This window comes from Pseudomonas sp. LjRoot71, from assembly GCF_964253255.1.
Lineage (GTDB): Bacteria > Pseudomonadota > Gammaproteobacteria > Pseudomonadales > Pseudomonadaceae > Aquipseudomonas.
Map to the genome: position 1 here is coordinate 3,971,148 of NZ_CAXURA020000001.1, position 12,369 is coordinate 3,983,516.

15 protein-coding genes are annotated in these 12,369 nt (G+C 61.5%); 12 read left to right on the forward strand and 3 right to left on the reverse strand.

Annotation, left to right across the window (positions count from 1 at the left end; translation table 11 throughout):
* Positions 1-86: 86 nt before the first annotated feature.
* On the reverse strand, positions 87-542 hold the full coding sequence (locus ACSQ17_RS18750; RefSeq protein WP_436070067.1) for a MarR family winged helix-turn-helix transcriptional regulator: 456 nt from the start codon (positions 540-542) through the stop codon (positions 87-89).
* Positions 543-653: 111 nt separating this feature from the next.
* Between ACSQ17_RS18750 and ACSQ17_RS18755 the strand changes: the two genes are divergently transcribed.
* The 5 genes from ACSQ17_RS18755 to tatA all read left to right on the forward strand — a co-directional run bounded on the left by ACSQ17_RS18755 (position 654) and on the right by tatA (position 6,389).
* Positions 654-1,811, forward strand: a complete 1,158-nt coding sequence (locus ACSQ17_RS18755; RefSeq protein ID WP_436070068.1) for a PLP-dependent aminotransferase family protein — start codon at positions 654-656, stop codon at positions 1,809-1,811.
* Positions 1,812-1,880: 69 nt separating this feature from the next.
* A complete protein-coding gene (locus ACSQ17_RS18760; protein ID WP_436070069.1) occupies positions 1,881-2,483 on the forward strand; it encodes a glutathione S-transferase family protein in 603 nt (200 codons plus the stop codon).
* 114 nt (positions 2,484-2,597) lie between these two features.
* Entirely contained in the window at positions 2,598-4,532 is a 1,935-nt protein-coding gene (locus tag ACSQ17_RS18765) for a UvrD-helicase domain-containing protein (protein ID WP_436070070.1), read from the forward strand.
* A gap of 138 nt (positions 4,533-4,670) precedes the next feature.
* A complete protein-coding gene (locus ACSQ17_RS18770) occupies positions 4,671-6,146 on the forward strand; it encodes an inorganic phosphate transporter (protein WP_436070071.1) in 1,476 nt (491 codons plus the stop codon).
* Between the two features lie 30 nt (positions 6,147-6,176).
* Positions 6,177-6,389: a twin-arginine translocase TatA/TatE family subunit gene (gene tatA, locus ACSQ17_RS18775; protein WP_436070072.1), complete on the forward strand. Its 213-nt coding sequence runs from the start codon at positions 6,177-6,179 to the stop codon at positions 6,387-6,389.
* Between the two features lie 64 nt (positions 6,390-6,453).
* Here tatA and ACSQ17_RS18780 read toward each other — a convergent pair whose 3' ends face one another.
* Positions 6,454-6,855 (reverse strand): hypothetical protein, encoded by a 402-nt coding sequence (locus tag ACSQ17_RS18780; protein WP_436070073.1) that lies wholly within the window; start codon positions 6,853-6,855, stop codon positions 6,454-6,456.
* A 111-nt stretch (positions 6,856-6,966) separates the two neighbouring features.
* Here ACSQ17_RS18780 and ACSQ17_RS18785 point away from each other — a divergent pair, with 111 nt between their 5' ends.
* The 6 genes from ACSQ17_RS18785 to ACSQ17_RS18810 all read left to right on the forward strand — a co-directional run bounded on the left by ACSQ17_RS18785 (position 6,967) and on the right by ACSQ17_RS18810 (position 11,591).
* Positions 6,967-7,383, forward strand: coding sequence for a hypothetical protein (locus tag ACSQ17_RS18785; protein WP_436070074.1), 417 nt, complete (start codon positions 6,967-6,969; stop codon positions 7,381-7,383).
* A gap of 121 nt (positions 7,384-7,504) precedes the next feature.
* On the forward strand, positions 7,505-7,816 hold the full coding sequence (locus tag ACSQ17_RS18790) for a hypothetical protein (protein ID WP_436070075.1): 312 nt from the start codon (positions 7,505-7,507) through the stop codon (positions 7,814-7,816).
* The gene (locus tag ACSQ17_RS18795; RefSeq protein WP_436070076.1) at positions 7,803-9,215 is read left to right on the forward strand and encodes a TolC family protein; all 1,413 of its coding nucleotides are present in this window, start codon (positions 7,803-7,805) and stop codon (positions 9,213-9,215) included. Before ACSQ17_RS18790 ends, ACSQ17_RS18795 begins: the two co-directional genes overlap by 14 nt.
* 15 nt (positions 9,216-9,230) lie before the next feature.
* Positions 9,231-10,643, forward strand: coding sequence for a multicopper oxidase family protein (locus tag ACSQ17_RS18800; RefSeq protein ID WP_436070077.1), 1,413 nt, complete (start codon positions 9,231-9,233; stop codon positions 10,641-10,643).
* Between the two features lie 101 nt (positions 10,644-10,744).
* Positions 10,745-11,245 (forward strand): cupredoxin domain-containing protein, encoded by a 501-nt coding sequence (locus tag ACSQ17_RS18805; protein ID WP_436070078.1) that lies wholly within the window; start codon positions 10,745-10,747, stop codon positions 11,243-11,245.
* 25 nt (positions 11,246-11,270) lie between these two features.
* On the forward strand, positions 11,271-11,591 hold the full coding sequence (locus ACSQ17_RS18810; protein ID WP_436070079.1) for a copper-binding protein: 321 nt from the start codon (positions 11,271-11,273) through the stop codon (positions 11,589-11,591).
* A gap of 36 nt (positions 11,592-11,627) precedes the next feature.
* On the opposite strand, the gene ACSQ17_RS18815 is transcribed toward ACSQ17_RS18810, so the two are convergent.
* Positions 11,628-11,999, reverse strand: a complete 372-nt coding sequence (locus ACSQ17_RS18815; RefSeq protein ID WP_436070080.1) for a glutaredoxin family protein — start codon at positions 11,997-11,999, stop codon at positions 11,628-11,630.
* Between the two features lie 133 nt (positions 12,000-12,132).
* On the opposite strand from ACSQ17_RS18815, the gene ACSQ17_RS18820 reads away from it, so the two are divergent.
* Entirely contained in the window at positions 12,133-12,369 is a 237-nt protein-coding gene (locus ACSQ17_RS18820) for a DUF3820 family protein (RefSeq protein WP_436070081.1), read from the forward strand.

Below are 12,369 nucleotides of genomic sequence, written 5' to 3' on the forward strand. Positions count from 1 at the left end.
CAGATGCTCAGAGCGTCGCGGTACAGCGGTGCGGGCAATCGACGGTACAGTTCAATTGCATTAAGGAGCGGTCAGTACAGTTGTCCCTAGCCTTCGCCATGACCACTTTGGCGGCTATTGCCCAGGGTCTGGTTGACTTGCAGCCAGCCACTGACGGCAGCTTCTCCGGCTTCACTGAAAGCGCGTTGCAGCAGCTTGGCCTGTTCGCGGCGCAGCGCCTGTTCCAGTTTGGCGCCTTCGGCAGTAAAACCGAGCAGGCGTTTACGTTTGTCATCTTCGGCGGTCAGGCTGTGTACCAGGTGCATTTCCTGCAACTGGCGCAGCGGAATGTTCAGCGCCTGTTTGCTCACACCCAGGTAGCCGAGCAGTTCTTTCATGCTCAGGCCCGGGTACTTGGCGATAAAGAACAGAATGCGGTGGTGCACTCGCGACAGACCCCGGCGCGCCAGGATTTCATCAGCTTTGGCGGTAAACGCCTGGTAGCCAAAGAAGAAGGCTTCCATGGCAGCCTGCTGGGTGGTTGTGCTCTTGAGATCAAGCATTAAGGTCAAGCCTATTGACGTATCTGGGGTTGTCGTCGTAGTTTCAGGCAACCCGTTTTCGGTCAAACAGTTTGACCTATTTTTATTTGCCTTTGCTACCGGTGATATTCCATGGCCTTCTCCGAACGTGTTGCCCGCCTGAAAAGCTCCCTGATTCGCGAAATTCTTGCTGCGGCGCAGCGTCCGGAAGTGATGTCCTTTGCTGGCGGCTTGCCTGCCGAGCCGATGTTGCCGAAGGTCGAGTGGGCCGAAATGCCAGCGAGCATGGGCCAGTACGGCATGAGCGAAGGCGAGCCAGCCTTGCGTGAGGCGATTGCCGCCGAAGCCCGTGCCTTGGGGGTGCCGTGCGATGCCAGTCAGGTATTAATTGTCAGCGGTTCGCAGCAAACCCTGGATCTGGCCAGCAAGCTGTTTATCGATCCAGGTACCGAGGTGCTGCTCGAAGCGCCGACCTACCTGGCGGCGCTGCAGGCCTTTCAGCTGTTTGGTGCGGATTGCATCGCCGTGCCACAGGAAGCCGACGGCCCGCAGATCGATGCGCTGCGCCAGCGTCTGGAGAATCACAAGCCGGCTTTCGCCTACCTGATCCCGACCTTCCAGAACCCTTCGGCAGTGCGTTACAGCGAAGCCAAGCGCGACGCCGTGGCAGCGCTGCTGGATGAGTTCGGCGTGACTCTGATCGAAGACGAGCCTTATCGCGAGCTGGTGTTCGATGCTGGCAGTGCCACGCCGATTGTCAGCCGGCTGCAAAAGGCCAGCTGGATCTACACCGGCACCGTGTCGAAAACCCTGCTGCCGGGCCTGCGCGTTGGCTATCTGATTGCCACACCGGATCTGTTCCCCTACCTGTTGCGCCTTAAGCAGTCGGCGGACTTGCACACCAACCGTATTGGTCAGTGGCAGGCGTTGCAGTGGCTGGGCAGCGAGAAATACCGTGGCCATCTGGCTGAGCTACGTGATTTCTACCGCATCCGCCGCGATGCCATGCAGGCGGTGCTGGAAGAACACTTCAGCGACCTGGCCGACTGGCAGATTCCCCAGGGTGGGCTGTTCTTCTGGCTGACCCTCAAGCAGCCGCTGGATACCCGCACGCTGCTGGCTCCGGCGCTGGCGCAGAACGTGGCGTTTATGCCGGGCGAGCCGTTCTTTATCGACCCGGATGCCAACCCTGGGCATTTGCGCCTTAACTTCAGCCATGTCGCCCCGGAGCGTCTGAGCGAAGGGCTCAAGCGTCTGGCCGAGGTGATTCGTCAGGCGCAGGCACTCTAGGGCGTTGATAAACCTTTAGGCGCCAGCGTGCTGGCTCCTACCAAGAGAAAATCGGTTGAGGAGGGTGATATGTACAAGGTTTATGGCGATTACCGCTCGGGCAACTGCTACAAGGTCAAACTGATGCTGCACCTGCTGGATCAGCCCTATGAGTGGATCCCGATCGATATCCTCAAGGGCGAGACCCAGAGCGACGCCTTTCTGGCCAAGAACCCCAACGGCAAGATCCCGGTGCTGGAGCTGGAAGACGGCACCTGCCTGTGGGAATCCAATGCCATCCTCAACTTCCTCGCCGATGGCAGTGCGTTTCTGCCCACCGAGCCGCGCCTGCGCACTCAGGTGCTGCAGTGGCAGTTTTTTGAGCAGTACAGCCACGAGCCCTATGTTGCGGTGGCACGCTTTATCCAGCTTTACCAGGGCCTGCCCGAAGCGCGTCGCAGCGAGTACGAGGAGTGCCATGTGCGTGGTCACAAGGCGCTCAAGGTGATGGAGAAGCAGTTGCAGCGCACGCCCTATCTGGTTGGCGAGAATTTCTCGATTGCCGATATCGCTCTGTACGCCTACACCCATGTGGCGGATGAAGGCGGCTTCGACCTGGCCCCATATCCGGCCATCCGCACCTGGCTGGCGCGGGTTGCCAGTCACCCGCGTTATATCGGCATGCTCGACTAACAGCTGTCGGATGAGCAGAGCGGTGAGAGGCGCTGCGCGTTCTCACTGCTCAGTCGCCAGCTCTCTGTAAAAAGCACTTATCATTCAACGATCTATCGTCTAACCGGATCGCGAATGCCAACTGCTGTTCAGCGCTACAAGCGGCTGTTGTCCGCTGCACTGGCGCGTTACTTCCCCCATACAACCGCCTACCTGCGGGCCGAGCGTGACGCGGCTGCGCAGCTAAACACGCCTGTACAGCGGGCGAAAAAAGTGCCTGCCAAGAGTCAATCTGCCCGCACGAAGCCGCCGGCTAAAACGCGCCGCACAGCCAGTAAACCGCGCATTCAAGGCATTTACGGACCGGCCATGCTGACGGTCGAGGCCGCGCAAGCCCAGGCCATGCGCGAGCAGGTGGCGCGGGCGGTGACGGCGGGGTTGCTCAGTGCGCCCTCGGATGAACAGTGGGCGATGATCCTCAGCCATCACCCGCTGACGCGCATCTTTGCCGGTGCCGGTTCGGGCAAGTCCACCACGCTGGTGCTGCGGGTGGCATTTATGTTCTGTCAGCTGGGTATCAAGCCCGAGCAGCTGACGGTGATTTCCTTTACCAATGCTTCCTGCGCCGAGCTGCGCGAACAGCTGCTCAAGGTACTGGGGTTCTTTAATTACCCCTTCGATGCCACCCAGGCGCGCCAGTGTGTGCGTACATTTCACTCGGCCATGGGCAGCGTGGCCAAGAGTGCGCTGGGTAACCCGCGTTGGTTCGAACAGCTGGATGACCCGCAGGCGGTGAGTCGTGAACTGGATAACCCGCTCAGCGCCGGACGCCTGCGCCCAGCCCAGCAGCGCCTGCTCAAACAGGCTTACCAGCAATGCTATGCCGAGCAGCCGGTATTTCGTCAGCAGGTGCACAGCCTGTTGCAACTGCCGATGCCGCCGCTTGAGAGCAAGCGTCAGGCCAAGGCCTCGCTGGATCCGTACCGGCTGGCGGGCGAGTTCAGCGCTGCGCCGCTGTATGAGGCTTTTTATGCCCAGGCCGCGTTTGCCGAGAGTATCGGCATTGAGCTGTCGGCTTTGCAGCCGCAGAACGTCGATGCTGCGGCGCCAGTGCGTGGGTTTCTTGAGGCATTGCGGTTGTTCTGGCCGTACTTCGAACGCGCTTTACAGGCGCAGGGTTTGATGACGTTCAACGCGGCCTTTGCTGAGCTGACGGCGCGGCTAAATGCCGGCGGGCAAAGCGTGGCGCAAGAGCTGCTGGCACCATTTACTTACCTGTTGATCGACGAATTTCAGGACATTTCGCCGCAGATCGTCCAGTGGTTGCAGGCCGTGCAGCGCACCCTGGCCGGTCTGGGTGAAAGCGTTAGCCTGATGGCCATCGGCGATGACTGGCAGTCGATCTACGGCTGGCGCGGCAGCTCGCCGGAGCTGTTTATCGACTTCGACCGGCACTTTCCCGGCAAAGGCAAGGCCAAGCGCAGCGCCGTGCTGACCCTGGCCAACAACTACCGCTCGATTGAGCCAATTATCCGTGATGCCGAAACGCTGCTCGGCGGCGTGCAGCACAAGCAGGCCAAAGTCAGTCAGGCGATCAAAGCCACGCAGCCGGGCGGACATGGCGTGCGCTTGATTCAGCGTTTTGATAGCAAGACGCGTTTGCCGGAGCTGCTCAAACAGATCGGCGAGCAGTGCGCTTATGCCGCCGAGCGCAACAGCCGGGAGCGAAACGCGGTATTGCTGCTCAGCCGGCTTAATGAACCGCTGCAAGCCATCACTGCACAGATGGATAAGAAACTGCCGGTGAAGGCCTACACCATCCACCGCGCCAAGGGTCTGCAGGCCGAAGTGGCGATTATCCTGGATGATTGCCAACCGCCTGAGTCGCACCCGCTGCGCAATGCGCTGTACGCCTGTTCGGGCTTTTTCAGCAACAGCTATGACCAGGCCATGCAGGATGAAAGCCTGCGCCTGGCCTATGTGGCGATCACCCGTGGTGTCAGCCGGGTGTTCTGGTATTGCCAGAAAACCCAGGGCGCAACGCGCATTCTGGCCGCGCGCGGGCGTTAGCGCGCAGGTCCGGGCCGGGGCAGGGCTCTAGCCGGCAGGCCGGCGCCGATGAGTGGCATGCAAGTATCTGCTGGCGGGCTACTGCTTTTCTATGGCGCATTTGTGACAATGCGCGCCCCTAATCCAGAGTGCTCTTGCATGCTCTCGCTCTTCTCAGGCCTGGACACGTGGCTGCTTGTCAGCCTGGTACTCGCACTTACCTTTGTGCTGGCTTTTGAATTTATCAACGGTTTCCATGACACCGCTAACGCCGTGGCCACCGTGATCTACACCAAGGCGATGACGCCTAACCTGGCGGTGTTCTCCTCCGGGGTGTTCAACTTTCTGGGTGTGCTGTTGGGTGGTGTGGGCGTGGCCTATGCCATCGTCCACCTGCTGCCGGTTGAGCTGCTGATCAATGTGGATACCGGGCAGGGCCTGGCCATGGTGTTCTCACTGCTGGCCGCCGCCATTTTGTGGAACCTCGGCACCTGGTACCTGGGCATTCCGGCGTCCAGCTCGCACACCCTGATCGGTTCGATCCTGGGCGTGGGGCTGGCCAATGCGCTGCTCACTGAAATCACTGTCGCTGAAGGGGTGAACTGGCAGAAAGCGACTGATATCGGCCTGTCCCTGCTGCTTTCGCCAATCGCCGGCTTTGCCGTAGCCGGGTTGTTGCTGATTGGCCTGAAACTGTGGAAACCGCAGTCGACCATGCACACCTCGCCCGAGCAGCGTGCCGAGGAAAAAGGCAAGAAGCACCCGCCGTTCTGGAACCGTCTGGTGCTGGTGTCCTCTGCCATGGGCGTGAGCTTTGTGCACGGCTCCAACGATGGTCAGAAAGGGATTGGCCTGATCATGCTGGTGCTGATCGGCATCGTGCCCGCGCAGTTTGCCCTTGACCTCAACAGCACCACCTACGAAATCGCCCGCACCCGTGATGCGGCTGTCCACCTGGGTGAGTTCTATCAGCGCAATGCCGATTCGCTGTCGGAGTACCTGGCACTGGGCAAGAACACGCGCACCGAGCTGCCGAAGGTCTACCGCTGTGATCCGAAGCAGACTGAAGTGACCCTGGCTGCGCTGCTGAAAGCGCTGGAAGGCGTGCGTAACTACGCTGAAGTACCGGATGCGACGCGCATTGATATGCGTCGTTACCTGCTGTGTCTGGATGATGCCGCCCGCAAGGTTGGCAAACTCGACCTGTTGGACAGCCGGGAAAAGAGCGACCTGGAAAAACTGCGTAAAGACCTGACCGCCACCACGGAATACGTGCCCTTCTGGGTGGTGATTGCCGTGGCCCTGGCGCTTGGTTTGGGCACCATGGTGGGTTGGAAGCGTGTGGTGCTGACCGTCGGCGAGAAAATCGGCCGTGGCGGCATGACCTATGCTCAGGGCATGAGTGCCCAGGTGACGGCTGCCGTGGCGATCGGCTTGGCGAACATCTTCAGCCTGCCGGTGTCGACCACCCACGTGCTGTCTTCAGGGGTTGCCGGTACCATGGTTGCCAACCGCAGCGGCTTGCAGGCCGGCACGGTGCGTAACATTCTGCTGGCCTGGGCGCTGACGCTGCCCATCTCGATGACGCTGGCAGCTGGCTTGTACCTGTTGGTTAACTTCATCTTCATCAACTGAGTCGCTCGCGGAGCGCAACGGAGCAGAAAGATGGGCGTGTTTGATATCAAACATTGGTTGGTCCTGCTGGTCGTCGTAGTGCTGGTGTTCGGCACCAAACGTCTGAAAAATGCCGGGTCCGATATCGGCGAGGCGATCCGGTCGTTCCGCAAGGCCGTACGCACCGAGGACGAGGCAGTCGAGGCTACTGCACCGAAAGCTGAGCCAGCTGCCACGGCCAGTGTGGGTCAGCAACAACGCTGAGCAATACCGCGCACTTGCCTGAAACGACAACGGCCATGATCCCGCGATCATGGCCGTTGTCGTTTCAGGTGTCGCGCAATAGGTCGTTGGCGTTGAGCAGGCTGTAGGCAATTTCCGGGCGTCTCTCCAGTGCGCGACGAATGGCCGTGGGGATCGACTGGCGAGTCTTGCGGCACAGCCCTGGCAGTTCGTCGATCTGAATGGCAATACCGCGCATGCTGCGCACTTCGTTAAAACCCGGCGCGACCGCGACGCGCACGCCGAGCTGCTCGTAGATACGCCGCTGCATCTTCTCCAGATCCGCCAGGCTCTCCAGGTTTTCCAGGCGCTCAAGCAGGCGCTTTTCCTCGGCCCGAGTGAGCAGCAGAATGCGCACATCGCTGCTGCCATGCTCAAGCAGCTGTTCGCGCCCGCAGTCGCAGGCACCGGGTGGGCAGGGTTGACGCAAGGGTGGCGGGGTGATCATGGGTTCCGATCATAGCCAGCTGTGTGTGCTTTTGCCCATGCTTGGGTGTGGACAAATAGCCTGTTGGGAGGATAATCCGTTTCAACAACCGTGCTGAAGACACCCCGCACCATGCGTAAAACCCTGCGTAGCGCTCTGATCTGGATGCTGATGCTCGCCCTCCCGGCGCAGAGCATGGCGGCCATCAGCATGCAGTTATGCGCGGTTACCCAGCAGAGCGCGGCGATGGTTCAGGTTGACTCGCAGATGGCGGCCCGTCATCCGGGTGCGATGATCATGGCTGAGCCTGTTAAGGCCTCGGCCCATGGTGCGCATCACGCCAGCGACATCTCCAGCACGTCCTTATCTGCCGCCGATAACAGCCTATGCAGCCTCTGCGCCTTTTGTGTCGGCGCGGTGGCCTTGAGCACGGTGGTTGCCAGCCATTCCCCACTGCAAGCGGTCGAGCCGTCCCTGGTGCGACTGGATCAGTTTGTCGGCTTTATCGCCGAAACTCCCGAAAGACCTCCCCGCCTGTTTCTCGCCTAAGCCAAACCGTGCGTTGACGCGCTTGTGACAGTTGCTGTCCAGGCCAGCGTGACGCGTATTTAGCTATGAGTCGGTGTTCGCCTGCGCTACGCAGGCGCGCCGCTGCACGCGAGATTATTCGATGATGGGTTTTCCCTTTATCCGCAGGCAGGCGTTTACCTGCCTGGCATTGCTGGTGCTGCCTCTCGGTAGCTGGGCCGAGTCGCCCGACCCGCTGGACGTCCAGGCCGCCACGCCGGCCTTGCACTATCAATCGCCGCTCAAGGCCTATCAGGGCTTTAGCGAGCAACCGCTGCACAACTGGCGCGAGGCCAACGAACTGGTCGGCCGTATCGGCGGCTGGCGCACCTATGCCCAGGAGCCCTGGGAGTCGCCGTCCGCCGAACCGGCTGCCGAGTCTTCGGCCAAGGAACAGCACCATGGCCATCACTAAATCCCTTGGTATGACGGGCCGCGCCGGGCTGTTCACCGTCGTTGTGCTACTCGGTGGCTGCGCCAGCTTTACCCCGGATGGCGGTTTCAGTCAGGTTGAACAGGCCGGCCAGCAACTGGACAAGCAGGTGACCTGGGTGAAAAACCCGGAGCAGCGCAGCCAGGTGGCCGAGCGGGTCGCCGAGCTATTGGCCGAACCGTTGACGGTGGACGCTGCGGTGCAGGTTGCGTTGCTGAATAACCGCGACCTGCAGGCGAACTTTGACGCGCTGGGTATCAGCGAAGCCGAACGGGTGCAGGCCGGGCGTATCCCCAATCCGGGCTTTTCCTTCGGCCGTTTGGAGAAGGGCAGTGAGGTGGAGTACGAGCGCGGCCTGCATATCAATCTGGCGCGCTTGATTGCCATGCCGTTGACCTCGGGCATGGAAGCCAAGCGCTTCGAGCAGGTGCAGCGGCAGACCCGCCTGGCCCTGTTCGAGCTGGCCAGCCAGACGCGCAAGGCCTGGTACCGCGCGGTGGCGGCGCAGGAAAGCTTGGCGTATATGCAGCAGGTGATGCAGGCGGCCGAAGTATCGGCCGAGCTGGCCCGGCGGCTGGCCGCGGTGGGCAACTACAGCGCGCTGCAACGGGCTCAGGAGCAGAGCTTCTATGCCGATGCCGGGCTCAACCTGATCCGCGCCGAACAGGCCCGGGTGCAGAGCCGCGAGCAGCTGACCCGCCTGCTCGGTCTGTGGGGCGCACAGCTCGGCTTCCAGCTGCCCGATCGCCTGCCCGAATTGCCAGCTACGTCTGAGCAGTTGCCGGATATCGAGCGCCTGGCCATGACCCAGCGTCTGGATATCCAGGCCGTACGCCTGGACGCCGAGCGCCTCGCCAGCAACCTGGGGCTGAGCAAGACCACGCGCTTTATCAACGTGCTGGAGCTGGGCGTGGTGAATAACCGCTCCAACGAGGAACCGACCCAGCGCGGCTACGAGATCAGCGTCGAGTTACCGCTGTTCGACTGGAGCGGGGCCAAGGTGGCCAAAGCCGAGGCGCAGTACCGGCAGATGCTCAATCGCGCCGCCGCCACGGCAATCAACGCGCGCTCGCAGGTGCGCGAGGCCTATCTGGGTTATCAGGCGGCCCATGACCTGGCCCGGCATTACCGCGACGAGGTGCTGCCGCTGCGCGCGCGCATCGCCGAGGAAAACCTGCTGCAGTACAACGGCATGTTTATCAGCACCTTCGAGCTGCTGGCCGATGCGCGCAAGCAGATCCTCGCGGTCGAGGGCTATCTGCAGGCGCAGCGCGATTTCTGGATCGCCAAGGCCGATCTGGATATGGCCCAGCTGGGCGCGCCCAGCCTCTCGCCAATGACTACGGCCACGGCCGCCTCCGACGAGCCCGCCGGGCACTGATCAAGGATTATTCCCATGGTTTCACGACGTGATTTCTTTCTCGGCGCCAGCGCCATCGGTGCTGCCGTAGTGGCTTCGACAGTCAGCCGAGCATCTCTGGCCGGCATACCGGAGGCGGTGTCCCAGGGCAGCGCTAATACTCAGCCGCCGCTGCAACCGCAGAATGGTCGGCCCTATAACCCGGTGGTGACGCTTAACGGTTGGACCCTGCCGTGGCGTATGAACAACGGCGTCAAGGAGTTTCACCTGGTCGCCGAACCGGTGGTGCGCGAGCTTGCGCCGGGCTACAAGGCCCATCTGTGGGGCTATAACGGCCAGTCGCCGGGTCCGACCATCGAAGTGGTGGAAGGCGACCGGGTGCGCATCTTCGTCACCAACAAGTTGCCGGAACACACCAGCGTGCATTGGCACGGTCAGCGCCTGCCCAACGGCATGGACGGCGTCTCAGGGCTGACCCAGCCCTCGATTCCGGTGGGCAAGACCGTCGTCTACGAATTCGAGGCACGGCGCCCCGGCACCTTTATGTATCACCCGCACGCCGACGAGATGACCCAGATGGCCATGGGCATGATGGGCTTCTGGGTCACCCATCCCAAGGCGCACCACCCGCTGATCAGCGAAGTGGATCGGGATTTCTGCTTTCTGCTCAACGCCTACGACATCGAGCCGGGTGCCCATACGCCGAAGATCATGACCATGCTCGACTTCAACCTGTGGACCTTCAACAGCCGCATTTTCCCCGGCATTGACCCGCTGGTGGTACGGCATAACGACAGGGTGCGCCTGCGCGTGGGCAACCTGACCATGACCAACCACCCGATCCATCTGCACGGCCACGAGTTCGAGGTGACCGGCGGCGATGGTGGGCCGCGACCGTTGGCGGCGCGCTGGCCAGAGGTGACCGCTGATGTGGCGGTGGGGCAGATGCGCCAGCTGGAGTTTCTCGCCGACGAGGAGGGTGATTGGGCGCTGCACTGTCACAAGAGTCACCACACCATGAACGCCATGGGCCATGACGTGCCGACCCTGATCGGCGTCGATCACCGCGAGATGACCCGCAAGATAAGCAAGCTGATCCCCGATTATATGGTGATGGGCGAGCGCGGTATGGCTGATATGGCGGAGATGCAGATGCCGCTGCCGGACAACACCGCACCGATGATGACCGGCGACGGCCCCTTCGGCTCGGTGGAGATGGGCGGCATGTTTACCGTGCTCAAGGTGCGTAAGGAGCAAGCTCCGGGCGACTACCGCGACCCTGGCTGGTTCAAGCATCCGGCCGGCACCGTGGCCCATGAATGGACGGGTGAACTGGCCAGGCCTGAGCGCTCGAATGAGGTGGGCGGGCAGTCGATGCCGCTTAAGCAGCCCAGCAGCGAAGCGGTTGAAGTGCAGGTGCGTAAACCTGGCGGCCATGCCAGCCATTGATACGAAATGACTTGGTGGAAGGGGCTTTAGCCGCGAGCGTTGCGTGTTTCGTCGCGGCTAAAGCCCCTCCCGCGAAAAATGACGAGTGAGGAGATAAATCCATGAATCAGACAAATCGTTTGCCCTTGGTGCTGATCTTGGTTGGTTTATTGGTCAGCGGCCCCGTGCTGGCCCATAGCGAGCAGCATGTCGCGCAGCATTCGGCAGCGGTGATCAAGGAACAGAAGCCTTGGGGTATCGCCGGTGACCTTGAACAGGTCAGCCGCACCATTGAAATAGGCATGAGCGATGCGATGCGCTTTAGCCCTGACCAACTGAAGATCAGGCAGGGCGAGACCATCCGTTTTGTGCACCGCAACCAGGGCCAACTGCTGCATGAGTTCGTCCTTGGCACCAAGGCCGAGCTGGATGCGCACGCGGCGATGATGGCCAAGTTTCCTGCTATGCAGCATGACGAACCCTACATGACCCATGTCGGACCGGGGCAGAGCGGGGAAATCATCTGGACTTTCAACCGTGCCGGCGATTTCGATTTTGCCTGCCTGATCGCCGGTCACTATCAGGCCGGCATGGTTGGCCGTATTCGCGTGTTGGCCGAATAACCCCTAACCCAAAAGAGGATCGACGATGAACCATTTACTGAGCGTTATTGCCCTGAGCAGCCTGCTGGCAGGCCCCGTATTGGCTGGCCAGCACGGCGCAGCGCCGGCTGCCAGCAGCACTGTGGCCACCAGCCATGGGGAGGTGCGCAAGATCGATGCGACCAACCAGAAAATCACTCTGCGTCACGGGCCACTGGCCAATCTCGGCATGCCGCCGATGACCATGGTGTTCAAGGTGCAGGACGCCGCCCAGCTGGAGGGGCTCAAGGTGGGCGACAAGGTGAGCTTTGTCGCCGAGCAGCAGGGCGGTCAGTTTGTCGCCAGTGAGTTGCAGCCCGCGCAATAGCACGGAAGGGGCCGTATTGCGGCCCCGCTTGCCGGATCAGGCCGCAGCAAAGCGCTCGTCGAGATAGGCGATGATCGCCTTGGACTCGTACAGCCAGGTGCTCTGGCCGTTTTCTTCGATACGCAGGCACGGCACCTTGATCTTGCCGCCTTGCTGTTCCAGCTCGCTGCGCGCCTGGGCGTCGTTTTTCGCGTCGCGCAGGGCCACCGGCACGTTGAGTCTGTGCAGGGTACGGCGGGTTTTTACGCAGAATGGGCAGGCGTGGAACTGATACAGCGCCAGGTTGCTGGCGTTTTGCTCTACAGCAGCCTGAGCTTCGGGGGTGCGTTTGCGCTTGGCCGGGCGGCTGATCCAGTCGAGGAAAATGATCAACTGGCCGAGACCGATGCGCAGTGCCTTGATAATCATGCGGGGCAAACCTTGGGTCGATAAACAGGGGCGCGCAGCTTACCCGAGTTTGCTGCGATTGGCCCGGCGCTGGCCGGGGTCCCGGCCGAACGGCATAATCCGCACTCGATTGCCCAACCCTGCCGAGCCTGCAATGAAACCCGAAGACCTGTTATTGCTGGTGACCCGCGAAATGCCGTTCGGCAAATACAAAGGCCGTTTGCTTGCCGATCTGCCGGGTAACTACCTCAATTGGTTTACCCGCGAAGGTTTCCCCCAAGGTGAAATCGGCCGGCTGCTGGCACTGATGCAGGAGATCGACCACAACGGCCTGTCGGGTTTGCTCGACCCGCTACGAACCAAGCCGCGGGTGCCGTTCAAGGGGCAGTAG